Origin of the sequence: Microbacterium sp. zg-B185 (assembly GCF_030246885.1) — a bacterium.
Taxonomy (GTDB): domain Bacteria; phylum Actinomycetota; class Actinomycetes; order Actinomycetales; family Microbacteriaceae; genus Microbacterium.
This window is the reverse complement of sequence record NZ_CP126739.1, coordinates 1,028,920-1,055,166: the sequence shown is the minus strand read 5'-3', so window position 1 is coordinate 1,055,166 and position 26,247 is coordinate 1,028,920. Positions and strand designations below refer to the sequence as shown.

Annotated in this window: 26 protein-coding genes; 4 read left to right on the top strand and 22 right to left on the bottom strand. The window is 69.5% G+C overall.

The annotated features are described in order from the left end of the window. Positions 1–38 precede the first annotated feature (38 nt). Genes hisH through QNO12_RS04940 form a run of 4 tightly spaced genes read right to left on the bottom strand, consistent with a single transcriptional unit; the run spans position 39 to position 2,801 of the window. The gene (hisH, locus tag QNO12_RS04955; RefSeq protein WP_257502671.1) at positions 39–689 is read right to left on the bottom strand and encodes an imidazole glycerol phosphate synthase subunit HisH; all 651 of its coding nucleotides are present in this window, start codon (positions 687–689) and stop codon (positions 39–41) included. Continuing rightward, entirely contained in the window at positions 686–1,300 is a 615-nt protein-coding gene (gene hisB, locus QNO12_RS04950; RefSeq protein ID WP_257502673.1) for an imidazoleglycerol-phosphate dehydratase HisB, read from the bottom strand. The genes hisH and hisB overlap by 4 nt, the downstream gene beginning before the upstream one ends. Then, entirely contained in the window at positions 1,297–2,391 is a 1,095-nt protein-coding gene (locus QNO12_RS04945; protein ID WP_257502674.1) for a histidinol-phosphate transaminase, read from the bottom strand. Before QNO12_RS04945 ends, hisB begins: the two co-directional genes overlap by 4 nt. Positions 2,392–2,447: 56 nt before the next feature. After that, the gene (locus QNO12_RS04940; protein ID WP_257502675.1) at positions 2,448–2,801 is read right to left on the bottom strand and encodes a LysM peptidoglycan-binding domain-containing protein; all 354 of its coding nucleotides are present in this window, start codon (positions 2,799–2,801) and stop codon (positions 2,448–2,450) included. A 257-nt stretch (positions 2,802–3,058) separates the two neighbouring features. Between QNO12_RS04940 and lexA the strand changes: the two genes are divergently transcribed. From lexA to QNO12_RS04925, 3 genes are all read left to right on the top strand, one after another. Continuing rightward, the gene (gene lexA / locus QNO12_RS04935) at positions 3,059–3,739 is read left to right on the top strand and encodes a transcriptional repressor LexA (RefSeq protein ID WP_257502676.1); all 681 of its coding nucleotides are present in this window, start codon (positions 3,059–3,061) and stop codon (positions 3,737–3,739) included. 82 nt (positions 3,740–3,821) lie between these two features. After that, positions 3,822–5,246, top strand: coding sequence for a hypothetical protein (locus QNO12_RS04930; protein WP_257502677.1), 1,425 nt, complete (start codon positions 3,822–3,824; stop codon positions 5,244–5,246). 79 nt (positions 5,247–5,325) lie between these two features. Then, positions 5,326–7,242 (top strand): prolyl oligopeptidase family serine peptidase, encoded by a 1,917-nt coding sequence (locus tag QNO12_RS04925; RefSeq protein WP_257502678.1) that lies wholly within the window; start codon positions 5,326–5,328, stop codon positions 7,240–7,242. A 356-nt stretch (positions 7,243–7,598) separates the two neighbouring features. Here the strand turns inward: QNO12_RS04925 and hflX are convergent, their stop codons facing one another. Further along, positions 7,599–8,927, bottom strand: a complete 1,329-nt coding sequence (gene hflX, locus QNO12_RS04920; protein WP_374113601.1) for a GTPase HflX — start codon at positions 8,925–8,927, stop codon at positions 7,599–7,601. A 256-nt stretch (positions 8,928–9,183) separates the two neighbouring features. Here hflX and QNO12_RS04915 point away from each other — a divergent pair, with 256 nt between their 5' ends. Further along, entirely contained in the window at positions 9,184–9,825 is a 642-nt protein-coding gene (locus QNO12_RS04915) for a class I SAM-dependent methyltransferase (RefSeq protein WP_257502680.1), read from the top strand. A 13-nt stretch (positions 9,826–9,838) separates the two neighbouring features. Here the strand turns inward: QNO12_RS04915 and dapF are convergent, their stop codons facing one another. From dapF to QNO12_RS04830, 17 genes are all read right to left on the bottom strand, one after another. Further along, on the bottom strand, positions 9,839–10,711 hold the full coding sequence (dapF, locus tag QNO12_RS04910) for a diaminopimelate epimerase (RefSeq protein WP_257502681.1): 873 nt from the start codon (positions 10,709–10,711) through the stop codon (positions 9,839–9,841). Between the two features lie 58 nt (positions 10,712–10,769). Further along, on the bottom strand, positions 10,770–11,189 hold the full coding sequence (locus QNO12_RS04905) for a GNAT family acetyltransferase (protein WP_257502682.1): 420 nt from the start codon (positions 11,187–11,189) through the stop codon (positions 10,770–10,772). Continuing rightward, positions 11,186–12,112, bottom strand: coding sequence for a tRNA (adenosine(37)-N6)-dimethylallyltransferase MiaA (gene miaA, locus QNO12_RS04900; protein WP_257502683.1), 927 nt, complete (start codon positions 12,110–12,112; stop codon positions 11,186–11,188). Before miaA ends, QNO12_RS04905 begins: the two co-directional genes overlap by 4 nt. Continuing rightward, a complete protein-coding gene (miaB, locus tag QNO12_RS04895) occupies positions 12,109–13,665 on the bottom strand; it encodes a tRNA (N6-isopentenyl adenosine(37)-C2)-methylthiotransferase MiaB (RefSeq protein ID WP_257502684.1) in 1,557 nt (518 codons plus the stop codon). The genes miaA and miaB overlap by 4 nt, the downstream gene beginning before the upstream one ends. Positions 13,666–13,713: 48 nt before the next feature. Next, positions 13,714–14,592, bottom strand: coding sequence for an ABC transporter permease (locus QNO12_RS04890; protein ID WP_257502685.1), 879 nt, complete (start codon positions 14,590–14,592; stop codon positions 13,714–13,716). Further along, entirely contained in the window at positions 14,589–15,509 is a 921-nt protein-coding gene (locus QNO12_RS04885) for an ABC transporter ATP-binding protein (RefSeq protein ID WP_257502686.1), read from the bottom strand. The genes QNO12_RS04890 and QNO12_RS04885 overlap by 4 nt, the downstream gene beginning before the upstream one ends. Before the next feature lie 55 nt (positions 15,510–15,564). Next, positions 15,565–16,212 carry a regulatory protein RecX gene (locus QNO12_RS04880; RefSeq protein ID WP_257502687.1) on the bottom strand — a complete coding sequence of 216 codons (648 nt, stop codon included), beginning with the start codon at positions 16,210–16,212 and terminating at the stop codon, positions 15,565–15,567. Further along, positions 16,212–17,261, bottom strand: a complete 1,050-nt coding sequence (gene recA, locus QNO12_RS04875) for a recombinase RecA (protein ID WP_257502688.1) — start codon at positions 17,259–17,261, stop codon at positions 16,212–16,214. Before recA ends, QNO12_RS04880 begins: the two co-directional genes overlap by 1 nt. A 302-nt stretch (positions 17,262–17,563) precedes the next feature. Continuing rightward, positions 17,564–17,788 carry a DUF3046 domain-containing protein gene (locus QNO12_RS04870; RefSeq protein ID WP_257502689.1) on the bottom strand — a complete coding sequence of 75 codons (225 nt, stop codon included), beginning with the start codon at positions 17,786–17,788 and terminating at the stop codon, positions 17,564–17,566. A gap of 77 nt (positions 17,789–17,865) precedes the next feature. Then, complete coding sequence (locus QNO12_RS04865) at positions 17,866–18,174, bottom strand: helix-turn-helix domain-containing protein (RefSeq protein WP_257502690.1); 309 nt, start codon at positions 18,172–18,174, stop codon at positions 17,866–17,868. 157 nt (positions 18,175–18,331) lie between these two features. Continuing rightward, a complete protein-coding gene (locus QNO12_RS04860) occupies positions 18,332–18,826 on the bottom strand; it encodes a CinA family protein (RefSeq protein WP_257502691.1) in 495 nt (164 codons plus the stop codon). Beyond that, positions 18,823–19,395, bottom strand: coding sequence for a CDP-diacylglycerol--glycerol-3-phosphate 3-phosphatidyltransferase (pgsA, locus tag QNO12_RS04855; protein WP_257502693.1), 573 nt, complete (start codon positions 19,393–19,395; stop codon positions 18,823–18,825). The genes QNO12_RS04860 and pgsA overlap by 4 nt, the downstream gene beginning before the upstream one ends. Before the next feature lies 1 nt (position 19,396). Next, a complete protein-coding gene (locus QNO12_RS04850; RefSeq protein WP_257502694.1) occupies positions 19,397–22,039 on the bottom strand; it encodes an FtsK/SpoIIIE family DNA translocase in 2,643 nt (880 codons plus the stop codon). 76 nt (positions 22,040–22,115) lie between these two features. Next, complete coding sequence (locus QNO12_RS04845; RefSeq protein WP_257502695.1) at positions 22,116–22,607, bottom strand: GNAT family N-acetyltransferase; 492 nt, start codon at positions 22,605–22,607, stop codon at positions 22,116–22,118. A gap of 31 nt (positions 22,608–22,638) precedes the next feature. Continuing rightward, positions 22,639–24,315: a ribonuclease J gene (locus QNO12_RS04840; RefSeq protein ID WP_257502696.1), complete on the bottom strand. Its 1,677-nt coding sequence runs from the start codon at positions 24,313–24,315 to the stop codon at positions 22,639–22,641. Positions 24,316–24,388: 73 nt separating this feature from the next. Further along, a complete protein-coding gene (dapA, locus tag QNO12_RS04835; protein ID WP_257502697.1) occupies positions 24,389–25,366 on the bottom strand; it encodes a 4-hydroxy-tetrahydrodipicolinate synthase in 978 nt (325 codons plus the stop codon). Between the two features lie 76 nt (positions 25,367–25,442). Further along, entirely contained in the window at positions 25,443–26,207 is a 765-nt protein-coding gene (locus QNO12_RS04830) for an SDR family NAD(P)-dependent oxidoreductase (RefSeq protein WP_257502698.1), read from the bottom strand. Between the last annotated feature and the right edge of the window lie 40 nt (positions 26,208–26,247).

Genomic DNA, 26,247 nt, shown 5'->3' with positions numbered 1-26,247 from the left:
CGACGCGAAGGCGTTGCGCTTTCGCAGATGGCACGAGTTCAGAGGTTAGTCCGGCCGAGCCCGTCGATCCAATTGGAGAGCAGACGGATGCCGGCCTCCCCCGATTTCTCGGGATGGAACTGCGTCGCGGACAGGGGTCCGTTCTCCACGGCGGCCAGGAAGGGCCCGCCGTGCGTGGACCACGTCAGTGCCGGCTGCGGGAACGGGGGCTGCACCTCCAGCGTCCACTGCTGCGCCGCGAAGGAGTGGACGAAATAGAACCGTTCGTGCTCGATCCCGCGGAACAGCCGCGACCCCTCCGCCGCCTGGACGGTGTTCCAGCCCATGTGGGGCAGCACGGGGGCATCCAGCTCGGTGATCACTCCGGGCCACTCACCGAGTCCTTCGGTGTCCACTCCCCGCTCGACTCCGCGCTCGAAGAGCACCTGCATGCCCACGCAGATTCCCAGGACGGGACGACCGCCGGCCAGCCGTCGGTCGATGATCTCGTCGCCGCGACTGTTTCGGAGCGCGTCCATGACGGCCCGGAATGCGCCCACCCCGGGCACGACCAGCCCGTGGGCGTCATCGATCAGGCCGCGGTCCGCGGTGAGCCGCGCATCTGCGCCGGCCGCGGCCAGCGCCTTCACCGCCGAGTGGACGTTCCCGGAGCCGTAATCCAGGACTGCCACCAGCGGCTTGCCGGTCACAGAGCGCCCTTCGTGCTCGGAACGCCCCGCACCTCCGGGTCCAGGGCCTTGGCCTGGCGGAACGCGCGCGCGAAGGCCTTGTACTCGGCTTCGGCGATGTGGTGCGGGTCGCGACCGGCCAGCACGGTGACGTGCACGGTGAGGGCTGCGTGGAAGGCGATCGCCTCGAACGTGTGGCGCACCAAGGCGCCGGTGAAGTGCCCGCCGATCAGGTGGTGCTCGAACCCGGCCGGTTCGCCGCTGTGCACGAGGTAGGGCCGGCCGCTGATGTCGACCACGGCCTGCGCGAGCGCCTCGTCCAGCGGGACGAGGGCATCCCCGTACCGCGAGATGCCGGACTTGTCCCCGAGGGCCTCGCGGATCGCCTGCCCCAGGACGATCGAGACGTCCTCCACGGTGTGGTGGGCGTCGATATCGGTGTCCCCAGAGGCACGGACGGTGAGGTCGGTGAGCGAGTGCTTCGCGAACGCGGTGAGCATGTGATCGAAGAACGGCACGGTGGTGTCGATGTGACTGCGGCCGGTGCCGTCGAGGTCCAGCTCTAGCTCGACGGTGGACTCGCTCGTGGACCGGCGCAGCGATGACGTGCGCGGAGTGGCAGGACGAGTCATGTGCCCGAGTCTATCGACGCGAGCGCGTCCAGGAACGCGGTCGTCTCCTGCTCCGTGCCCGCGGTGACCCGCAGGTGGTGGGGGATCCCGATGTCTCGGACGAGGACGCCTCGGTCATACAGCGCACGCCACGTCGCCGAGGCGTCCGCCACTCCGCCGAACAGGACGAAGTTCGCCCAGGACTCGTACGGTTCGTAGCCGATCGCCTCGACGGTCGCTCCGATGCGGTCGCGCTGGGCGACGATCTCATCGACCATCTGCAGCATCGTCGGGGCGTGCCGGAGCGCTGCGGCCGCCGCCGCCTGGGTCAGCGAGCTCAGGTGATAGGGCAGCCGCACCAGGCGCAAGGCATCCACCAGCGCCGGGTCGGCGGCCATATACCCCACGCGCGCCCCGGCGAACGCGAACGCCTTGCTCATGGTGCGCGACACGAGCAGCCGTTCCCGCCCCGGCAGCAGCGAGAGCGCCGAGCCGGCGTCACGGGGAGCGAACTCCTGATACGCCTCGTCGACGACGACGATGCCGTCGGCGGCGTCGTACACCGCTTCGATGACCTCGAGGGTCATCGGGGTGCCGGTGGGATTGTTCGGCGCGCACAGGAAGACGACGTCCGGGGCTGCCTCAGCGACCTGGAACGCCGCGCTCTCCGCATCGACGGAGAAATCGGCGGCACGCGAGCCGGCCACCCAGGTCGCGCCGGTCGCGCGGGTCAGCAGGGGGTACATCGAGTAGGTGGGGGCGAAGCCGAACGCGGTGCGTCCCGGTCCCCCGAAGGCCTGCAGCACCTGCTGAAGAACCTCGTTCGAACCGTTGGCCGCCCAGATCTGTTCGCGCGTCAGACCGTAGCCCAGGTAGTCCGCGAAGCCTTCGCGCAGCTCGGTGAACTCCCGGTCCGGGTAGCGGTTGACATCCCGCAGAGCTTGGGCGACGGCATCCAGGATGTCGTCGGCGACCTCCTGCGGCACCGGATGCGTGTTCTCGTTCACGTTCAGCGCGACGGGCAGAGGAGCCTGCGGAGCGCCGTACGGAGTCAGGCCGCGCAAGTCGTCGCGGAGGGGAAGATCGTCGAGGCGGATGCTCACCTCTCCCATCGTAGGGGCCGCGCCGGAGCGCATCGCCCGGAGGGACCGGCGGGCGCGCCCGCGCGCTACGGGGCGGTGCTGTACTCGAGCGGGATGGACAGGCGCTGACCCGCGGAGACGGTGACCCCGTCGAGGGCGTTCAGTCGCGCGATCGCATCCACGACGTCGCGGGGGTCGGCGCTCGGCGCGACCTGCTCGGCGATGGACCAGAGCGATTCGCCCGAGGCCACCGTCAGCGTGGTGAACGTCCCGGCCGGCGCACCGGCGTCACGGCTGGCCAGAGCGCTGCCTCCGCTGAGGACCGCGAGGTTGAGTGCCACGACGGCCGGGAGCGCGGCGAGCGCCGCGAGGCTGCGGCGACCACGCGGGGTGAGCCGCAGTCGCGTCTCACGATGCGCCGGGATGCTGATCGCTGTCATGTCGTCCTCCTGCTGAAAGGGAAGAGGTTCGCATCCCCGCCTCGGGCGGGAGCCGGGGATACGAATCTCTCTTCCGAAGATAACTTCGAACCATTAAGATGTCAATGGCCGGTCACGGCTGTGATATTCGAACGCGACACGCGCGTCGGCTGAAGTACGGCCATGCGCATACCGGATACGGTTTCGATAGGAAGACCCCACCACGGGCCTCCGACATTCGAAGACCGATGCCCCACGGCAAGACAGGAGCTGGGATCATGACCGAGGTGAACGGGCGCGAGAAGCCGCAGACGCGCAGGCGCAAGAGCCTGAGCGACAAGCAGCTCGCCATCCTCGAGGTCATCCAGCGATCGATCGCCCGGTACGGCTACCCGCCGAGCATGCGAGAGATCGGCGATGCGGTGGGCCTGAAGTCCCTCTCCAGCGTCACCCACCAGCTCAACCAGCTGGAACTGAGCGGGTACCTGCGACGCGATGCGGGCAAGACCCGCGCGATGGAGGTCCTGATCGACCTGCCCGGTACCTCGACCGAGAACCCCGCCGACAGTGCGCCCAGTGTCGGCGACGCGGCGATGGTGCCGCTGGTCGGCCGGATCGCGGCGGGCGTTCCGATCACCGCTGAGCAGCAGGTTGAAGAGATCTTCCCCCTTCCCCGCCAGCTCGTCGGCAAGGGCGATCTGTTCATGTTGCGGATCTCCGGCGAATCCATGATCGACGCGGCCATCTGCGACGGCGACTGGGTCGTGGTACGGGCACAGGCGGATGCCGAGAACGGCGACATCGTCGCGGCCATGCTCGACGGCGAGGCCACCGTCAAGACCTTCCGCCGCCGGGACGGACACACCTGGCTGCTCCCGCGCAACTCCGCATTCGAGCCGATCCTCGGCGATCAGGCCGTCGTGCTCGGCAAGATCGTGGCGGTGCTGCGCGCCGTCTGAGTCTCCGCCGACCCTGCACGCGGTGGGGCGGCGCGCCGATCGCATCTGCGCCACAATGGCCTCATCCGACGGAGGAGGCTTCATGCCCGCAACGGACGTCGACGATCTGCAGGCCCAGCTCGAGGCACTGCGCGCCGAGAACGAACGGCTTCGGCGGGAGGACCTCTCCGATGACGGAAGGTCGGGCCCGCAGCGCCGTGCCCCGCGGTGGCGGAGTGCGCTGTCCGCAGCGTGCATCGTCGTCGCCACGATCCTGATCCCGGTCTCCATCGTCAGCGCATGGGCGCGGATCCAGCTCGTGGAGGAGGATGCGTTCGTCGCCTCCCTGGCCCCGCTCGTGGACGATCCGGCCGTCCAGGGCCTGATCATCGACGAGTCGATGGAGGCGATCTCCGCTCAGGTCGACTTCCGCCAGATCACGGCGGACGTGTTCGACGGCGTCGCTGCACTCGGGCTGCCTCCGCGCGCCGCCGACGCCCTGCAGCTGCTGGAGGCGCCCGCGGCCAACGGCCTGGAGAGCCTGGTGACCACGACCGTCACGCGCGTCGTCGAGTCGGACGCGTTCTCGGAGGTCTGGGCCACGGCGACTCGCGCCGCCCACCGCGCGCTGGTGGGCACGGCGACCTCTGACGGCGGAGGCCTCGTGATCCGCACGGACCAGGGCGTCGGCATCCAGCTCGGGGCGATCGTGGACCGCGTCAAGCAGAATCTCGTGGACCGCGGCCTGGGGGCGGCGGAACTGATCCCGACCGTAGATCGGGTGATCATCCTGGGCGACGGCGAGAACCTCGCGATGATCCGCACCGGCTACGGGGTGGCCACGGGTCTGGGCTACTGGCTCCCCGTCATCACGATCGGACTCTTCGCCCTCGGCATCGCGATCGCCCGTCGGCGCAGCACCGCCGTATTCGGCACCGGTTTGGGATTCGTCATCGGGGGCGGCTCGCTGGCCGCGGTGCTGACCATCGGGGCGACCGCGATGATCCCGGCGGCCGATTCACTCGGCCTGTCCCCCGACGCGCTGAATGTCATCTACGACCAGCTCGTCGGCGACATGACACAGACCGCGCTCGTGCTGGTGCTCCTGGGCGTCGTCGTCGCGATACTCGGCTGGGCGATGGGCTCCTCCAGTCCCGCGCACGGACTCCGCCGCACCGTCCGGGGTCTGAACGCCTCCGCCCGGATCCAGCTGGCCGCGTGGGGCCTGAACACGGGCGCGTTCGGCACGTGGCTGGGCAGGCAGCGGATCCTGGTCCGGACGCTGGTGGCCGTGCTGGCGGTCATCTGGCTGTTCGCGCTCCGCCCGCTTTCCGCGGGCGATGTCGCGCTGGTGCTGGTCGTGTCCTTCGGGGCTGCCTGGATCCTCGAGCTGCTCCAGCGGCGTCCTGCCGAGCTGGATGCCGTCGCCGAGGCGGCGGACGCCGACGTCCTCGCCGAGCCGCGTGATGCGGTCGCGACCGATGCGGAGACCCCCGCCGGCGCGGCGCCCGTCGACGCGGCGCCGTGACGCGGACTCGCATCCGCTGACGTGCCGGCGTCCCGCGGCTTCGGGTGGCGGCATCCGCCACGGCCAATACGGTGGAGGCATGAGCGCAATCCTTCCCTTCGGTTCGTGGAACTCACCGCTTTCCGCCGCAGCCGTGACCGCCGCGACCCCGCGCATCGAGGGCGCCCGGTTCGTGGGCGAGGAGATCTGGTGGGGCGAGGGGGTCCCCGAGGAAGGGGGCCGGACCACCGTGCGTCGGCGTGACGCCCAGGGCGCGGTGAGCGTCGTGCTGCCGCTGCCGTGGAGCGCGCGCTCCCGTGTGCACGAGTACGGCGGCGGTGCGTGGACGACCACCGACGACGGCGTCCTGCTCTTCGTGGAGAAGTCGGATCAGCGCGTGTGGGCGCTCGCGCCCGGGCAGGAGCCACGTGCACTCACCCCCGCCGACCCGGGCATGCGATTCGGCGGCCTCACCTGGCAGCAGGGGCAGCTCCTCGGGATCCGCGAGGTCGACGAGGAGGAAACGGCGCCGCAGCGATCCATCGTCCGCATCGCGCTGGACGGGTCCGGTGTGACCTGCCTGGTCGCGGGCAGCGACTTCGTCGCGCATCCTGCCCTGTCTCCGAGCGGACTCCGCCTGGCCTGGATCGCGTGGAATCACCCCGACATGCCGTGGGATCGCGCCGAGCTGCGGGTCGGGCGGCTGGCGGACGGGGTGGTCTCGGAGTGGACCACCGTGGCGGGCGGCAGCTCATCGCCGCTGCAGCCGCTGTGGATCGACGAGGACGATCTGCTCTACGCCGACGACACCAGCGGCCGCTGGAATCTCTGGCACCGGCACCTGTCGTCATCGGTGGGAGCGCAGTCGATCGCTCCGGCGGATGCCGACACCGGGGGTCCGCTCTGGGTTCTAGGCAGCCGGTGGTTCGCCCGGCTGGAGGACGGACGGCTGGTCGCAGTGCGAACGAACGGCGATGACGAACTGGTGCTGATCGGCCCGGACGGCACCGCGGCGCCGTTCGGCGTGCCGCTGAGCTCCGAGGTGCTGATCGAGGACGTGCGAGGCACGCACGTGCTGGTCTCGGGTGCGGGACCCACCTCCCCCGCAGGGCTCTGGCTCCTGGACGCGGACCGCCTCGAGGACGGGGTCCTGATCCGCGGCGGAAGCGCGCCATGGGGGCCGGAATGGATGCCGCGGCCTCGCGCCGTGAGCTTCGAGGGTCCGCGGGGCGCCGTGCACGCCTTCGACTACCCGCCGACACATCCGGACGCGACCGGACCGGACGGCGAGCATCCGCCGTACCTGCTGTACGTGCACGGCGGACCGACCAGCCATCGCGGCGGCTCGGCGTCCGGCCGGATCGCGTACTTCACCAGCCGAGGGATCGGCGTTCTGGATGTGAACTACGGCGGCTCCAGCGGCTACGGCCGGGCCTACCGCGAGCGCCTGCGCGGACAGTGGGGGGTGGTCGATGTCCAGGACGTCGCCGCGGCCGCGGCCGGACTGGCCTCCGCCGGAGCCGCAGACCCGGCGCGGATCACCATCGCCGGAGGATCGGCGGGCGGATGGACCGTACTGGCCGCGCTCGTGCAGACGGACGTCTTCGCTGCAGGCATCTCGCGCTACGGCGTCGGCGATGCCCGCGCGCTGGCGCTGGACACCCACGACTTCGAAGCGCGCTATCTGGACGGGCTCATCGGCCCGCTCCCGGAGGCCGAGCACGTGTACCTGGAGAGGTCACCGCTGTCGCATCCGGACCGGTTCCGAGTGCCCCTGCTGCTGCTGCAGGGCGCCGAGGACCCGGTGGTTCCGCCGGCGCAGTCCGAGGCGATCCGGGACGCACTCGCCGCCCGCGGTATCCCGCACGCGTATGTCGTGTACGAGGGAGAGGGCCACGGGTTCCGGCGCGCCGAGAACGTCGTGAACGCGCTGGAGACCGAACTGGCCTTCTTGGGTGCGGTGTTCGGCTTCGCCACGCCGGGGGTGGCGCCGCTGGAACTCAGCCGAGGCGCCTAGCGGGTCGACACGTCGGCTCGCCGGCACGGAAGGAGCCGCGCGGTCGCACTCCGTGCACGCGGATCTCGTCGCTCTGCCAGATGATGCGACAGGGTGCCGCCATGTCAACTCCCGGCGCGGCGCGGGGTGGCCGATGTGCGCACCCTCACCGAGCACGTGTTCACCCTCATCGCCACGGGTGATCCCGCGGGGCTGGCCGAGGCGATGCATCCGGTCACAGCGCGCGAGCTGCCCGCCAAGACCATCGCGGATACGTGGCGCAGCGTGCTCGGTGAGATCGGAGCACTTCACACCTTCCGCGACACCCGCGTGGAGCTGCCCGGTGGTGACGACGTGCTCATTGACGACGACACCGCTCAGACCGCGAACGGTGCGAGTTCAGCTGCCAGACGCTCCGAGACATGCGCGTGCAATGCCGTGCCGCCTGCCTCATGCGTCTGCGACACGATGTGTCCGGACTGGTGCGCGGCCGAGACGAGGTCGCCGCGGTCGTAGGGCACCAGCGCGCGGACCTCGACGGCCGGCAGCGGAAGGGCCGCCTCGATGGCCGCACGCAGCTCGCCCATGCCCTCCCCCGTGCGGGACGAGGCGAACAGCGCGCGGGGTTCGAGCCCGCGCAGCAGCATGCGGGTGTCATCGTCGACGAGGTCGGCCTTGTTGAAGACCACGATCTCGGTGATCTCCCGCGCACCCACGTCGCCGATCACATCCCGGACGGTCTGCAGTTGGGCGGCCGGATCCGGGTGCGCGGCATCCACGACGTGCACGATGACGTCGGCGTCGCCGACCTCCTCCAGCGTTGATCGGAACGCCTCGACCAGCTGATGCGGCAGGTTGCGCACGAACCCGACGGTGTCGGTCAGCGTGTAGACGCGGCCGTCCGAGGCCTCAGCGCGACGGACGGTGGCATCCAGCGTCGCGAACAGCGCATTCTCCACCAGGACGCCCGCGCTGGTCAGCCGGTTCAGCAGACTCGACTTGCCGGCGTTGGTGTATCCGGCGATCGCGACCGACGGAATCGTGTTCCGCCTGCGCTCGGCACGCTTGGCATCGCGTGCCGGGGCGAAATCGCGGATCTGACGGCGCAGCAGCGCCATCTTCGTGCGGATGCGGCGGCGATCGAGCTCGATCTTCGTCTCACCCGGACCACGCGAGCCCATCCCCGCGCCGCCGGCGCCGACCTGGCCACCGGCCTGGCGGCTCATGGAGTCACCCCAGCCGCGCAGGCGCGGCAGGAGGTATTCGAGCTGGGCGAGTTCGACCTGCGCCTTCCCTTCGCGGCTCTTGGCGTGCTGGCTGAAGATATCCAGGATGACGGTCGTCCTGTCGATGACCTTCACCTTGACGACATCCTCCAGCGCGCGCCGCTGGCTGGGTGCGAGCTCGGTGTCCGCGATGACGGTGTCCGCACCGAGCGCGGCGACCAGGTCGCGCAGCTCCTGCGCCTTGCCGCTACCGAGGTACGTCGCCGGGTCCGGATGCGGTCGCCGCTGCAGCACCGCGTCGAGCACGACCGCGCCGGCGGTTTCGGCAAGGGCAGCGAGCTCGCGCAGCGAATTCTCGGCATCCTCCTGCTCGCCCTGGGGGTGCACGCCGACGATCACGACGTTCTCCAGTCGCAGCTGCCGGTATTCGACTTCGCTGACGTCTTCGAGCTCGGTGGACAGGCCGGGGACTCGCCGCAGGGCGGCACGCTCCTCGCGATCCCACTGCTCGCCATCGGTGTCGGTGCGCGAGAAAGCCGCCTCGTCCTGAAGCGCCTGCGCAGCACCGAACACGCGGACACCCGAATGCGCGTCGGCGCGCTTGAGCACGCGAGCCACCGGGTCCACCGGCGTTTCGTCGGTGCTCATCGGGGTTGTCGTATCGGTCATCTGTTCCTTCCGGGATTGCCGTAAACTCTAGCTCCCCACCGGGGAACTCCTCCGCTACGCTCTCAGGATGGGGGAGGACCACTATTTCAGCGCGTCGCCCGCCAGTGCCGAAAAACTTCGTCGCGTTCGGGTGACCCTCGCCGGTTCCGAGGTCGAGGTGATCACCGCTGGCGGCGTGTTCAGTCCCGACCACATCGACACCGGCACCGCCGTCCTGCTCGCCAACACGCCTCCCCCGCCGCGCGGCGGGCACCTGCTGGATCTTGGATGCGGGTGGGGCCCGATCGCACTGTCGCTGGCGATGGATTCCCCGCATTCCACGATCTGGGCCGTGGATGTCAATGAGCGTGCTCTTGACCTCGTGCAGCGCAACGCCGATGCTCTCGGCCTTGTCAATGTCAACGTCGCGCACCCCGACGATGTTCCCGACGATGTGACCTTCCGCACGATCCGCTCGAACCCGCCCATCCGTGTCGGCAAGAACGAGCTGCACGGGCTCCTGGAGCGTTGGATCCCACGCCTCGACGAGCGGTCGGACGCGTGGCTGGTGGTACAGCGCAACCTCGGCTCGGATTCGCTTCAGCGCTGGCTGGCTGCGACATTCACCCGGGGGTTCAGCGTGCACCGCGCCGCGACGGCACGAGGCTTCCGCGTCCTGAAGGTGCGCCGTCACGGAACGCCCGAGACCGGCGCGATCACCCTGCCGTGAAGCGGTCGCCCGCTCAGGCGAGTGTGATCTCGCCGGAGTAGACGAGGGTCGCCGGTCCGGACAGCAGGACGTGCAGGTCGCCGCGGACCCGCACCATCCGCACGCCCAGCGTGCCCCCCGGGACATCGACGCTCCAGCGATCGGGCGCTGCCTCGCCGGCCCAGTGCCGCACGGCCAGCGCGGCGGCGGCCACGCCGGTACCGCAGCTGAGGGTCTCCCCGACGCCGCGTTCGAACACCCGCATCCGGATCGAACCGACCCCTTCGCTGACCAGCGGATCGCTGGGGACGACGAACTCGATGTTGGCCCCGTGCCGCGGCTCCGGCTGAAGTTGCGGGCCGGCAGACAGATCCAGAGCGTCCAGCTCGTCCGTGTTGGACAGGGCGACCACGACATGCGGGTTGCCGACGTCGATGCCCTGACCCGGACGCGGCACGCCGAGTCCGCGCGCGCGGACCAGGACCTCCTCCGGCTCCACTCGCCATGGACCCAGGTCTGCCTCGAAGCCGAGCTCGCTGCGCGTGACGCTCTTCACGCCGGCGCGCGTGCCGATCAGCAGCGGCGTGCCATTCAGCGCGGCCCAGCCGGCGTCGGCGAGATAGCGAGCGAACACGCGGATGCCGTTGCCGCACATCTCGGCTTTCGAGCCGTCCGCGTTGCGGTAGTCCATGAACCATTCCGCGCCCGCCGCCGCGGCATCCGCGCCCTCGTCGATCGCCGCCGAGCGCACGACGCGAAGGATTCCGTCTGCGCCGATGCCGAAGCGTCGGTCGCACAGCACCGCCACCTGCTCGTCGCTGAGGTCAAGCGCCCCGTCGGGGTCGGGAATCACGACGAAGTCGTTGCCGGTGCCGTGACCTTTCGTAAAGGGAACGGTCTGCGGCATCCGTCCAGCATACGGTTCCCCGCATCCTCATCCCGAGCGCGCCGGGGGTGCGCGGCGCTCAGTCGGCGATCAGCCGCTTGCCGGTCGTCGTGGTGTCGAACCGGTCGTATCCCAGCGAGTCATAGAAGCCGAGCACGTCCCTGTTGTCCGGACGCACCATCAGCTGCACCTTCGGACAGCCCATGTCCAGGAGCGCCTCTTCTGCGGCCGCGACCAGCGCCCGTCCGATGCCCTGGCCGCGGCGCAGCGGATCGGACGCGAGGTAGTAGAGCCAGCCGCGATGCCCGTCGTAGCCGGCCATCACCGAGCCGACGATGTCCTCGCCGTCCACGGCGACCAGGAACAGCTCCGGCTGCACCTGCAGTTTCCGCTGGATGTCCAGATGCGGGTTGTTCCATGACCGCGTCAGGCCGGTGGACTGCCAGAGGGCGATGACCGACTCGGTGTCTCTCAGCGCGAACGCACGGATGCTGGTCATGACTCCAGTATCCGGGCAACCAGGTCCTCGGCGCCCGGCTCGGACCACAGCACATTCGAATAGCGCTTGAACCACGACACCTGACGCCGCGCGTACCGCCGGGTCAGCGCCTGGGTGTCGGCGATCGCTTCGGACTCGCTGGCTTCGCCGCGCAGCTGCGCGAGCGCCTGGGCATAGCCGATCGCCCGCCGCGCGGTCACCCCGTCCTCGAGCCCGGCGGCGCGCAGCGCATCGACCTCGGCGACGAGCCCGGCCGCCCACATGCGCTGCACCCGAGCGTCCAGGCGCACCACGAGTTCGTCCCGGGGCGCGGTGAGCCCGATCAGCGTCGAGGGCCGCCACAGGACCGGCTCGGTGGGCAGCACTGCCCCGTGGGTCTTGCCGCCCTGTGCCAGCACTTCGAGGGCACGCACCACGCGCCGCCCGTTGCGAGGGTCCACGCGGGCCGCCGTGTCCGGGTCCGCCATGCGCAGCCGCTCGTACAGCACGCCCGGGCCGAGGCGCTCGAGCTCTGCTTCCAGCTGCCCGCGCAGGGCGTGATCGCGGGGCGGAAAGCGGAAGTCGAACAGCACGCTGGAGACGTACAGCCCCGAGCCGCCGACCAGGATGGCGGAGCGGCCACGCGCCAGCACGTCCTCGATCACCGCACGTGCCCTGGTCTGGTACCAGGCGACGGCCGCCTCCTGTGTCACCTCCAGGACGTCGAGCATGTGATGAGGGATGCCGCGGCGTTCGCCCGCGGCGAGCTTGGCGGTGCCGATGTCCATGCCGCGATAGAGCTGCATCGCGTCGGCGTTCACGATCTCCGCGCCTCCGTCACGCGCGGCGAGGGCCTCGGCGAGGTCCAGGGCGAGTTCGGATTTGCCTGTGCCCGTGGCTCCGACCACGGCGTACAGCCGTGCGGGGTGGGCCGGTGCGCTCACACTCCGACGCGGAGCGTGGGCAGCCCGAGCGAGACGGCGCGCGGGGCACCCGTGGGTGCGGCATTGGTCCCGGCGACGGGAATGGCGCACGACTCGGCCTGCGTGCGATCCCACGCGTCGCCTGCCCGGGTGCGGCGCACTCGCAGCGGAGCGCCGTCGGTGTCGGCGAGCAGGTGAAACGGCGCCGCGTGCGAGATCCGCACCGAGACGACGTCTCCGGGGCGCGGGATCTCGCTGCCCGGGGGAACTTCGAAATGGATCAGCCGATTGTCTTCGGCGCGGCCGGTGAGACGGTTGGTCTCGGCATCCTTCTTGCCTTCGCCCATCGAGACCAGCACCTCCACCTGCCGGCCGAGCTGGGCCCGGTTCTCTTCGAGACAGATGCGGTCCTGCAGCGCCAGGAGCCGGTTGTACCGTTCCTGCACGATTTCCTTGGGCACCTGATCGGGCATCGTCGCGGCCGGCGTGCCCTCGCGGATGGAGTACTGGAAGGTGAAGGCGCTCGAGAACCGAGACTGCTCGACCACACGCATCGTCTCGTCGAAGTCCGCCTCGGTCTCGCCGGGGAAGCCGACGATGATGTCGGTCGTGATCGCCGCGTTCGGGATGCGCTCCCGGACACGATCGAGGATGCCCAGGAACTTCTCGCTGCGGTACGAGCGGCGCATCGCTCTGAGGACGCTATCGCTGCCCGACTGCAGCGGCATGTGCAGCTGCGGCATGACCGCAGGGGTCTCCGCCATCGCGTCGATGACATCATCGGTGAACGCCGCGGGGTGAGGGCTGGTGAAGCGGATCCGCTCGAGTCCCTCGATCTGCCCCGCCGCGCGCAGGAGCTTGCCGAATGCGTGCCGGTCGCCGAACTCGACACCGTACGAGTTGACGTTCTGACCGAGCAGGGTGACCTCGATCGCCCCGTCATCCACGAGCATCCGGATCTCGTTCAGGATGTCGCCGGGGCGACGGTCCTTCTCCTTGCCACGGAGGCTGGGCACGATGCAGAACGTGCACGTGTTGTTGCAGCCGACCGAGATCGACACCCATCCGCTGTAGATGCTGTCGCGCTTGGTGGGCAGCGTCGAGGGGAAGATCTCGAGCGATTCCAGGATTTCGAGCTCGGCTTCACCGTTGTGCCGAGCGCGCTCCAGCAGGCGAGGCAGCGAACCCATGTTGTGCGTGCCGAAGACCACATCCACCCATGGCGCCTTGTCCAGCACAGCCTGCTTGTCCATCTGGGCCATGCATCCTCCGACGGCGATCTGCATGCCGTCCTTGCGGCGCTTGACCGAAGCGAGGTGCCCGAGCGTGCCGTAGAGCTTGCCCGCAGCGTTGTCGCGGACGGCGCAGGTGTTGATGATCACGACATCGGCCTCTTCGCCGTTCGATGCCCGGAGGTAGCCGGCACTCTCCAGGGAGCCGGAGAGACGTTCGGAGTCGTGCACATTCATCTGGCAGCCGAAGGTGCGCACTTCGTAGGTGCGGACGCGTCCGTCGGCTGTGAAGGAAGCGGGTGACGGCGCGATCGTCGTCGGCGCTGAGGACGGAGAAGTCATGATGCGCTCCATTCTACGAGCCGGGCCTGTACACCCGGTCGCGCCGCCTCAGCGGATTCGGCTGCGGATGCGCGCGGCGGACAGTCCGGTGCACACCAGCGCGATGGCCACCAGGATGGCACCGACGAACCCGGCCGATACCGCCCAGTCCGCGATGGTCAGATCGAGCCCGTAGAACATGCGCAACGGCTCCGCGGCCCCGGGCGCATCCGCGGTGATGACCGCGAGCGTGTCGGCCGAGAACTCGCGGCGCAGCAGCATGCCCGCTTGCGCGAAAGGCAGCGCGGCGACCACCGTGGCGACCGACTCGGGAAACGCGCCGATGGGGATGTAGGCGGCCGCGATGAATCCCAGGATCGTGCCGAAGATCGTCGCCAGACCCGAGAACGCGCCACTGGTACGGACGAAGGACACGATGAGGGCGGAGAGCGAGGTGAATGCGATGCTCGCGAGCACCACGATCAGCACGCTGCGGCCGATCTCCGGCGGGCTCAGCCACGTTCCGCGCACCACACCCAGGTACACGACGCTGATGGCCAGCACGAGCAGGGAGAGGATCACCGCGACCGACGCGGCAGACAGAAGGTAGCCCAGGACCAGCTGACCGCGGCGCAGGGGGGCGACGAGGAAGTCACGGAACCGACCGGTCTGGTCGTCGTCCACCAGCACAGCCAGTCCGCCCAGTCCGGTCGTGACGGTCGTGATCAGGACGATGCCGGCGAACATCCAGCTGTCCACGAAAGCCTGCACCTCGGCCGTGGTGGCACCGGGGAGCGCGTCCGCGAGATCGCCGGTCTGCAGGTTGCCCAGGAACAGCGTGTACAGCCCGAACAGGATCAACGCGCCCAGCAGGGAGAAGAAGACATTCAGCCGGTCACGGAAGAAGATGCGCAGGTTGCGCCCGACGATCGCGAAGACGACGCTCATGCCGCTGCCACCTCGGCGGCCGAGCGACCCGTGAGGGCCAGGAAGACGTCATCCATCCGCCCGTGCCGGAATTCGAAGTCGTGGACGGCGCTCCCGTGGGCGGCCAGCAGACGCCGCGCGGTCTGCGCCCCGTCCACGGCGATCAGGACCATGTCGCCGTCCCGGGTCGGGTCCGCGCCGGCCGCGCGGGCCAGCGCGAGAAGGCCGTCAGGATCGTCGGTGGTCACCGTGAGCACGCTGCGGCTGTATTTCGCTCGGAGGCGGGCGGGCGTGTCGTCGGCGATGATCCGCCCGTCGTCGATGAGACAGACGCGGGCGGCCTCTTCGGTCTCTTCGAGATAGTGCGTGGTGAGGAACACCGTCAGATCGCCGCGCGCGCTGAGCTCATGAAGCGTATGCCACACGAGGGCACGGCTGGCGGGATCCAGTCCGGCGGTCGGTTCGTCCAAGAAGAGCACGGCCGGCTCGTGCAGCAGCGCCCGAGCGATGTCGACACGACGGCGCTGTCCGCCGGACAGCTTTCCGTAGCGCCTGTCCAGGAACCCGTCCAGACCGATCAGACCGGCCACCTCCGTGATCCTCGTGGTGAGGCGTCCGGCCGCGAGGCGGGACAGGCTGCCGCGCAGGCGAAGATTCTCCCCTACGGTCAGCAGCGGGTCCAGGAGCGACTCCTGGAAGACCACCCCGATGGATTCGCGGACCCGGTCGCCCTCCCGGCGGACGTCGTGACCTCGGACTCGGACCTCGCCCGCGTCGAAGGACAGGACAGTGGTCAGGCATCCGATCGTCGTGGACTTGCCGGCCCCGTTCGTGCCGACGAACGCGAACACCCCACCATCCGGCACCGAGAATGAGATGTCGTCAACGGCGACCTTGTCCCGGTACCGCTTCGTCAGTCCGATCACGTCGATCGCCATCCAGCCCCCGTCCCGCTCATGACCACCGTAGCCGCGGCCCGCCGCGCCGGGGCCGTCAGCGGAACTGGACTCCGCCGCGCTGCTCGGTGAGGGCGGTGCGCACGGCGTTGGCTGCCACCGAGCCGGAGTATCCGCGTCGGGCGAGCTGACCCATCAAGCGCCGGGTCGCGGTGTCCATGTCATAGCTGCGCAGCCCGTTGGCCTTGCTCCGCGCGTACTCCAGCGCGCGCTCGTCGTCGTCGTCGGGGAGCGCGGCAAGCGCAGCGTCCGCCACGTCCCTGGCGATGCCCCGCGTGCTGAGCGTCTGCGCGATGGCGCGGCGCCCCTGTCCTTTGCGACTCGTGCCGGCGTACAGCAGCTGCTCCGCCAGGACGGCATCGTCGATCCAGCCGAGACCGGTGAAGCGTTCGATCGTGGCCTCCACGATGCCCGGTTCGACTCCGCGCTGCGCGAGGAAGCTGCGCGCTTCCCGCTCGGAGAGCGCACTGCGGCGCAGTCGCCGGGTCAGGAGCGATTCAGCATCCCCGGCCGAGGGTTCCTCGTCTCCGCCATCGACAGACGGCTCGGCGGCATCATCGTGCTCACCGGCGATCGGTTCGAGCGGGATCGTCCAGCGCACCGGCGCTGCTTCGGTCGGCGCGGCACCTGGCAGGTAGGTGACGGGGGCGAGTCGTTCGCCCCCGTCACCTTCGCGGGAGACCATCAGGCCGGGCGCCGTGCTGCCAGCTCATCGCTGGTCGCCTCGACGACCTTCGGCTGACCGATGCCCAGCTTCACCTTGATCCTCGTCTCGATCTCGTTCGCCACATCCGCGTTCTTGAGCAGGAAGTTACGGGCGTTCTCCTTGCCCTGACCGAGCTGCTCGCCGTCGTAGGTGTACCACGAGCCGGACTTCTTGACGATCTCGTGCTCGACGCCGAAGTCGATCAGGCTGCCTTCGCGCGAAATGCCCGTGCCGTAGAGGATGTCGAACTCGGCCTGCTTGAACGGCGGGGCCATCTTGTTCTTGACCACCTTCACGCGGGTGCGGTTTCCGACGGCGTCCGTGCCGTCCTTGAGCGTCTCGATCCTGCGGATGTCGAGCCGCACCGACGCGTAGAACTTCAGTGCCTTGCCACCGGCGGTCGTCTCCGGACTGCCGAAGAAGACGCCGATCTTCTCGCGCAGCTGGTTGATGAAGATCATGGTGGTGTTGGTCGTGTTGAGGCCACCGGTGAGCTTGCGGAGAGCCTGAGACATCAGGCGCGCCTGCAGACCGACGTGCGAATCGCCCATCTCGCCCTCGATCTCGGCCTTCGGCACGAGCGCGGCGACGGAGTCGATGACGATCAGGTCGATCGACCCCGAACGGATCAGCATGTCGGCGATCTCCAGTGCCTGCTCCCCCGTGTCCGGCTGCGAGACCAGCAGCTGGTCGATGTCGACGCCGAGCTTCTGCGCGTACTCGGGATCCAGGGCGTGCTCAGCGTCGATGAACGCAGCGATGCCGCCCTGCTTCTGCACGTTGGCGATCGCGTGGAGCGTGAGTGTCGTCTTTCCCGACGACTCCGGACCGTAGATCTCGACGATGCGTCCGCGCGGAAGCCCGCCCACCCCGAGGGCGACATCGAGGGCGATGGATCCGGTCGGAATCACTTCGACGGGCGCGCGGTCGTCGCTGCCCAGTCGCATGACCGAGCCCTTCCCGAACTGCCGGTCGATCTGGGCGAGGGCCGATTCGAGGGCCTTCTCGCGGTTTTCGGGTGAGGGCATGGCGTGCTCCTTATGCTCGCGTTCCGTCGCCTGTAGGCTGTCGCGCTCCCCACCGGGGCTCGGAGAGGATGCTGCGACAAGGCATGTGGTGTCATCTGACGTGGTTCACGCTATGGGTGGGCTCCGACATCCGTCATCGCGCCGCCCGGTCGTGTGGACAGACCCGCCGTCGACACCTTCTGTGCAGAAGCCTAGGTCGCAATCGAACACATATTCGACGACACGCCGCGCGGATCGGTTGTCGAGTAGCGTGCGCAGCGCACCTACTCAGACACGATCCGCGCGCGATGCGCGGTGCCGCGTCAGCGCCCTTTCGCCTCGAGCCGCCCGACGCCGTAGCGCCGCTCGGGTGGAACGTCCGTCTCGGCGCACAGCGCAAGCCAGACATCGCGCGCCGGGATGCCGGCATCCAGAGCCTGTGCGGCCGTGCGGTCGCCGAGCGCGCTCAGGACAAGGTCCGCGACCAGGGCACTGCCCTGCGGACCGAACTCGTCCCGGACGGCGCGCTCGAATTCACTGCGTCGCATGGTTCCCCCGTCGTCTCAGCCGTCTCGGTGCGCTCGACGAGCACCCCCGAGGGGCGGTCCTGCACCCGGCCGGCTGCTCAGCGCAGGGAAAGCTCGGCGTCGACCGAGGCGACCAGATCGTCGGGCACCACGTCGGGGAAGGAATGGATCCCCTCGATGACGGAGATGCGGTCTCCGACCTCACGCATGATCGTCGAGATCGGGACGTCGAGGGCCTCGGCGACCGACGCGAGGATCTCGCTGGACGCTTCCTTCTGACCGCGCTCGACCTCACTCAGATAGCCCAGAGCCACGCTTGCGCGGCTCGCGACCTGTCGGAGGGTGCGGCCTTTCTGCTGTCGGAAGTCACGAAGGACTTCGCCGATCTCCTGACGTACAAGAATCATCTGGGCCCCCCTCCTCACTTCTGCTCGAGCCATATCCGGGTGGATAACGGTACAACACCGGATGACGCCAATCTAATCCCGTGGGCTGGGGAATGGGTGGGAATCGCCGAATGTAACCGACCCGAAACACGATCTGTTCCCGCACGCCGGACTGAGCTCACCGCACCTCGTCCAAGGCCAGCTCCAGCGCCCTGCGGGTGGCCTGCGAGCGGATCCGCTCCCGCGTCCCGTCGAGCGCGAGCGCCTCCACCCGAACGGTGAGCGGCGTCGCGACCGCGATGTACACCGTGCCTACCGGCCGGCCGCCCTGCGTCGCCGGACCGGCGACGCCCGTCGTGGCCAGCCCGACATCCGCACCGACGCCGCCGTGGCGGGTCAGTTCGCGCACTCCGAGGGCCATCTGACGCGCCACCTCCGGGTGGACCGGACCCTCGGCCGCGAGCAGGTCGGCATCGACGCCCAGCAGACTGTGCTTGAGGTCCGTGGCATAGGCGACCAGTCCGCCACGGAGGCATGCCGACGCCCCGGGGACGGCCACCAGGGATGAGGTCACCCACCCGCCGGTCAGCGACTCGGCCACGGCGAGGCTCCATCCGCGCGCAACGAGGCGCTGGATCAGCCGGTGCTCCGCCGCGGGCGCGGCGTCCGTCACGCGGCGCTCCGACCTCGACGCGCCGCGCGCAGCTCGGTGAGGACGTAGTCGATGCCGCTGGCCACTGTCAGCGCAACGGCGATCGTCATCGCGGCTCCGTTGACCCAGAAGATCCACTCGCCGACCAGCGTCCACAGCGGCAGGAGCGCGAGAGCCAGCGCCACCGCCTGAGCGACCGTCTTGAGCTTGCCCATCCACGCGGCGGCGACGACGTGGTCGCTGGCGACGACCAGCCGGTGCACCGTGATGCCGACCTCGCGGACCAGCACGACGATGGTGATCCACCAGGGCAGCTCGCCGAGGATGGACAGCCCGACGAACGCGAACCCGGTGAGCACCTTGTCGGCGATCGGATCGAGGAGTTTGCCGAGGTCGGTGACGATCTCATACCGGCGGGCGATGTATCCGTCGATGCCGTCGGTGGCGATCGCGACGATGAACAGCGCCGCCGCCCACCATCGCAGCGCCCCGTCGGCTCCGTCGTCGGCCAGCAGCAGCCAGAGGAACACCGGCGCGCACAGGATGCGCACGATCGTGATCGCGTTGGGCAGCTGTCGCGGTACCGCCATGTCAGTCACGTCCCGTCAGGCCCCAGGCATCCTCGTCGCCCTCGGCTTCCACCACGGGGCGTCCCTCGAACTGCGCGTCGACGGGGTCCACGGCGCGCGCCGGCGTGTCGTCGCCGCGGAGCCGGGCGAGCACCTCCGGGAGCTGCTCGACAGCGACCAGCACGTCACGTGCCTTGGAGCCCTCGGAGGGGCCGACGATCTCGCGGGATTCGAGCAGGTCCATCAGGCGGCCGGCCTTCGCGAAACCCACGCGGAGCTTGCGCTGCAGCATCGAGGTGGAGCCGAACTGCGTCGACACGATGAGCTCGGTCGCCGCCAGCAGCAGCTCGAGGTCGTCGCCGATGTCGGCGTCGATCTCCTTCTTCTCGGTCGCCACGGCGACCTCGCGGTACTCCGGCCGGGCCTGGGCGGTGACGTGCTTGACGACCCGCTCGATCTCGGCCTCGCTGACCCACGCACCCTGCACCCGGATGGCCTTGGATGTTCCCATCGGCAGGAAGAGCGCATCGCCCTGGCCGATCAGCCGGTCCGCCCCGGGCTGATCGAGGATGACGCGCGAGTCGGTGACGCTGGTCACCGCGAAAGCCAGGCGCGAGGGCACGTTCGCCTTGATCAGCCCGGTCACGACATCGACCGACGGTCGCTGGGTGGCCAGCACGAGGTGGATGCCGGACGCGCGCGCGAGCTGCGTGATGCGGACGATGGAATCCTCGACATCCCGGGGGGCGACCATCATCAGGTCGGCGAGCTCGTCCACGACGACCAGGAGGTACGGATACGGCTTGAGGACCCGCTCGCTCCCGGGCGGCAGCACGACCTCGCCGGCGACGACCGCGCGGTTGAAATCGTCGATGTGACGGTAGCCGAAGGACGCGAGGTCGTCGTACCGCATGTCCATCTCCTTCACGACCCACTGCAGCGCTTCGGCCGCCTTCTTGGGGTTCGTGATGATGGGCGTGATCAGGTGGGGCACACCCGCGTACGAGGTCAGCTCGACACGTTTCGGGTCGATCAGCACCATTCGCACGTCGGACGGCTTGGCCTGCATCAGCAGGCTCGTGATCATCGAGTTGACGAAGCTCGACTTGCCCGAACCGGTCGAGCCGGCCACGAGCAGGTGGGGCATCTTCGCGAGGTTGGCCACCACGTAGCCGCCGCCCACGTCCTTGCCGACGCCGATCGTCATGGGATGCGTGGCCTTCTGCGCGGCGGCCGAGCGGAGCACGTCCCCGAGTGTCACGATCTCGCGGTCCGCGTTGGGGATCTCGACGCCGATGGCGCTCTTCCCCGGGATCGGAGCCAGGATCCGCACCTCGTTGGATGCGACGGCGTACGCGATGTTGTTGGTCAGCGCGGTGATGCGCTCGACCTTGACGCCGTGCCCTACCTCGATCTCGTACTGGGTCACCGTGGGTCCGCGCGAGAACCCGGTCACCCGGGCATCCACCTGGAACTGCTGCAGCACGCTCGTGATCGCGGCCACCACCGAGTCATTGGCGGCCGACCGGGTCTTGTGCGGTGTGCCGAGCGCCAGCGCGTCGACGGAGGGGAGCCGGTACGACGCAGAGGGCGCGAGCCGGGGACTGTCGCCGCCGAGTCCGGAGAGCCCCGGCAGCACGCCGTCCTCGGGCGGGCTGGCGGTCTCGTCGTCGCGGATGCCGGTGTCGGCCTTGGCCGCCCCGCGTGGGCCGCCGAGCAGGGCGATCGGGTCGATGACCTCGGTGAGCGCTTCGGACGGAGCGGGCGGCGGGGGGATGGTCACGGCGGCCTGCTCGAACCCGCCCTGGCTCGCGCCGGGGCTCAGCAGCTCGGTCAGATCCTGCGAGCCGATCCCACCGTCGGCGTCCTTCTCCCGACCGGTCTTGTTCCGGCGCCACCAGGGCAGCGAGGGATCCTCATCGGCGGCTGCCTCGACGGAGTCCGCGACCACCGGCTGCGGACGTTCGGCGTCGAACATCCAGGCGTACAGGTCGCCGAGGCGCCGGCCGATCCGGTTCGGCGGCGTCTTGGTCAAAATCAGGATGCTGAGGGCGGTCAGCACGCCCAGCACGGCGCATGCGCCGATGTCGGTGATCAGGAGCGCGAGCGGTTCGCCGACCATCCATCCGAAGACGCCCCCGGCGTCGCTCAACGCGGGCAGACCTTCCCGCGGCTGCGGGCGGCCTCCGCCCACATGGCAGAAGCCCGCCACCGTGACCACCAGCAGCGCGAATCCGATGCCGATGCGGCCGTTGTCGTGGACGGACGCGGGATGCCGGAACAGCCAGCCGGCGAGCAGGAGCAGCAGCACGGGCAGCACGAACGCCACCCGACCGACCAGGCCGCCGGCCGTGAATGCACTGACGTTGCGCGCGATCTCGCTGCCGATGAAGAACCACTCGTTGACGGCTCCGGCGATCGCGAACAGCACGATCAGGAACGGCAGCCCATCCCGGCGCTGATCCTTCTCCAGCGTCTCGGGTCCGAACGCCCGGAACAGACCGCCGGTGGCGTGGGCCAGTCCCATCCAGGCGCGCATCAGAAGAGGCTGCTTCTCGGTTTCGCCGACGTACCGCTTGGGAGCCGGCGCCGGTTTGCGGGCGCGCGACGAAGACGCGTTCGCGGGCGCACGACCATTATTGGTCGGGCTTGTGCTCCTGGCCATGACCTCCACGCTACGTCGCGGGAGTCGAAAAGGCCCGCAACGACGCGGCCGGACCCTCCGCGCCCGCGGCCGGGGGTCAGCGCAGGATCTTCACCATCGTGTCGCGGCCGATCCCGCTCTGCGTCACGGCGAAACCCTCGCTGCGGTAGAGCGTCACGGCGAAGTTGCCTCGTTCCACGCTCAGGCTCAGACGCGCGTACCCGTCCGCCCGGGCGCGCTCGGTGAGGGACTGCAGGAGCGCCCTGCCCACCCCGTGCGCACGCCAGATCGGCCGGACGCCGATGATCAGCTCAGGCACGCCCGTGCCGACGTAGCCGAAGCCCGGCTCGCTGCGCGGCAGCAGCCGGTACCAGGCAGCGCCGATGGGCGCGGCGGTCGCATCGAGCGCGACGAACCCCACGTCAGTGGGACGCTGCCAGCCGGAGAGGTAGCGGCTGTGCTCGGGCGCGGTGATCACCTGGTGCTTCGGAAGCGCCGCACCGGGTCGCCAGTTGGCGGCCTCCACGACCATGTCGCCGAGGAAGCCGCCGTCGGCTTGAACGGCCGGGCGGACGCTGAAGGATGCCATCGCGCGATAGTACCGGCATCCCGAGGGCCGGTCAGGCCTCGATCACCAGCGGGATGATCATCGGCCGGCGGCGCAGCTGCTGGTTGACCCAGCGTCCGATCGTGCGGCGCACGACCTGCGAGAGCGCCCGCGGGTCGCGGACGCCCGATCGCGCGGCCTCGGTCAAGGCGGCGGCGATCTTGGGCTTGACGCCGTCGAAGACGGTGTCGTCCTCAGCGAACCCGCGCGCGTGGATCTCCGGTCCCGTGATGATGCGGCCGGTCGCGGCATCCACCACGACGATGACCGAGATGAAGCCCTCTTCGCCCAGGATCCGGCGGTCCTTCAGGTCCGCCTCGGTGATCTCGCCCACGGTCGAGCCGTCGACGTAGACGAAACCGATGTCGAGCTGCCCCACGACACGGGCGTGGCCGTCCTTGAGGTCGATGACGGTCCCGTTCTCGCCGAGGATGGTCCGCTCCGCGGGGATTCCGGTGTCCTGCGCGAGCCGCGCATTCGCCATGAGGTGCCGGTACTCGCCGTGCACGGGCAGGACGTTCTTCGGCTTGATGATGTTGTAGCAGTACAGCAGCTCCCCCGCGGCGGCATGCCCGGAGACGTGCACCTTGGCGTTGCCCTTGTGCACCACGTTCGCCCCGAGCTTGGTCAGTCCGTCGATCACGCGGTACACGGCGTTCTCGTTGCCGGGGATGAGGCTGGAAGCGAGGATGACCGTGTCACCGGGACCGGGTTCGATCTCGTGGTCGTTGTTGGCCATGCGGCTGAGCACCGCCATCGGCTCACCCTGCGAGCCCGTCGACATGTAGACGATCTGATCGTCGGGGAGGTCGCGCGCCTTCTTGTAGTCGATGAACACGCCCGGGGGCACATGCAGGTAGCCGAGGTCCTCCGCGATGCCCATGTTGCGCACCATGCTGCGGCCGAGCAGCGCCACCCGCCGCCCGTTGGCGGCCGCGGCATCCAGGACCTGCTGGACACGGTGGACGTGGCTGGAGAAGCTCGCGACGATCACCCGACGCGGCGCCTTGGCGATGACCTGGTCCAGAACGGGTCCGATGCTGCGCTCGAGCGGGGTGAAGCCCGGGACATCGGCGTTGGTGGAGTCCACCAGGAACAGGTCCACGCCCTCCTCGCCCAGTCGCGCGAACGCGCGCAGGTCGGTGAGGCGGCCGTCCAGCGGCAGTTGGTCCATCTTGAAGTCACCCGTGGCCAGCACCATGCCGGCGGGGGTGCGGATGGCCACGGCGAGCGCGTCCGGGATGGAGTGGTTGACGGCGATGAACTCCAGATCGAACGGACCGATCCGCTCGTGCTGTCCCTCGGCCACCGTCAGGGTGTACGCCTTGATGCGGTGTTCCTTGAGCTTCGCCTCGATCAGCGCGAGCGTCAGCCCGGAACCGATCAGGGGGATGTCCGGCTTCAGCTTGAGCAGGTAGGGCACGGCCCCGATGTGGTCCTCGTGGCCGTGTGTGAGCACGACTCCGACCACGTCGTCGAGCCGGCTCTTGATCGGCTCGAAGTCCGGCAGGATCAGATCGACCCCGGGCTGGTGCTCCTCGGGGAACAGCACGCCGCAGTCGACGATCAGCAGCTTGCCGCCGTACTCGAAGACGGTCATGTTGCGGCCGATCTCGCCGAGGCCGCCGAGCGGCGTCACCCGCAGCGTCCCGGCTTCGAGGGCGGGCGGTTCGTACACGGTGCTGGACATCAGTCACCTTCCTGGGGATGCCGTGGCATCCGCTCTCGCGTGCACGCCCCGCTCAGCGGTCAGCGTGCCGCATTCATCTTGTTGTTCCGGAAACCTTCGGCAGCGCTCCGCCGGCGGCGGCGTTGCGGTCCGGGCGGAAGTTGGAAAAGTCCGCGCCGGGGACGTCGCGCACCAGCGCGAGCTCGTCCTCGATCTTGGCGGCTTCCCACTCTTCCGGCCCGACCAGGGGAAGACGGACGCGGGGACTGCCGATCCGCCCCAGCCCGTGCAGGATGTACTTGGCAGAGACCGTCCCGGGGACGTGGGTCATCACGGCGCGCACGAGCGGCTCGAGCTGCATGTGGGCTGCCGTCGCGGCGGCCAGGTCACCTCGGTTGACGGCATCCACGATCGCGCGGTACGGCTGGGCGGCGATGTTCGCCGTGACCCCGATCAGGCCGGTCGCGCCGATGGCCAGGTGCGGCAGGATGTTCGCGTCGTCGCCGGAGAAGTACATCAGGTCGGTTTGATTCAGCACGCGGCTGACCTCGCTGAAGTCGCCCTTGGCGTCCTTGACCGCCAGCACATTGGGGTGCTTGGCGATCCGCAGGATCGTCTCGTACTTGATGGGCACACCGGTGCGACCCGGGATGTCGTACAGGATGACCGGGAGGTCGGTCGCGTCCGCGACCAGGCGGAAGTGCGTGAGGATCCCGGCCTGGGTCGGCTTGTTGTAGTACGGCGTGACGATCATGATGCCGTCCGCGCCCACCTTCTCGCTAGCCTTGTACAGCTCGATCGCATGCGCCGTCTCGTTGGAGCCGCCGCCGGTGATGATCTTCGCGCGGCCGGCGGAGACGTCCTTGCCGACCTCGACCAGCCGGATCTTCTCGGCGTCGGTGAGGGTGGAGGTCTCGCCGGTGGTCCCCGTCACGACGATGCCATCGGCTCCGGCCGTGATGACGTCGTCGATGTGCTTCTCCACGGCGGGCCAGTCCACTTCGCCGTCCGCGGTCATCGGCGTGACCAGCGCGACGAGGACCTGTCCGAAGGGATTGCCCGAGTGCGTCATGTCTCCCAGGCTACCGGTTCGCCGGCCGCGGCCCGGTCGGCGAACGGCGACGCGGCGGCGTCGTGCGCGGCCCGGCTCAGCGGCCTCGCGAGGCGGTGGCCACCACGACGCGGTCGGGGAGGACTCGGGCCAGTGCCACGAGGGCCTTGTACCGCAGCGAAGGCACCGACACCGCTTTGCCCCGGGCCGCATCGCGCAGGCCCGCGCGCACCACCGTCGCGGCATCCAGCCACATCCAGTCCGCGACGCCTTCCCGCCCCGGCGCCAGCCCCATCCGCTCGTGGAAGCGCGTGTGGGTGAATCCCGGGCACAGGGCGGTGACGCTCACCCCGCGCGGCGCATACGTCACGTTCGCCCAGCGGCTGAAGCTGATCAGCCAGCCCTTCACCGCACCATAGGTGGAGCGGGGCGTGAACCCGGCGACGGATGCGACGTTGATGATGCGGCCCCCTCCGCGTGCGATCATCGCCGGCAGAGCGGCGTGCATGAGGTGCATCGGTACGGACACGTGCAGGTCCAGGTGACGCTGCTCGTCGTCGATGTCGTTGGCTTCGAACGCGAGCGGCAGTCCGAACCCGGCGTTGTTGACCAGCAGGTCGACCGGATGCGCCGGGTCGCTGACGCGCGCGCGGACGCGGGCCAGCTGGAGCTCGTCCAGCAGATCCGCCGCGAGCACTTCGCAGCGCACCCGATGTGCGGCGCGCAGTTCGGCGGCCAGCTCCTCCAGCGCCGCGGCGTCGCGGGCGACCAGCACCAGGTCCGCTCCGCGTGCGGCCAGCCGGCGCGCGAACTCGGCCCCCAGCCCGGAGCTTGCTCCGGTGATCAGCGCCGTGCGTGTCATGAGCCGAGATTATGCGCTGCGCCGCCGTGCCGCGACGACC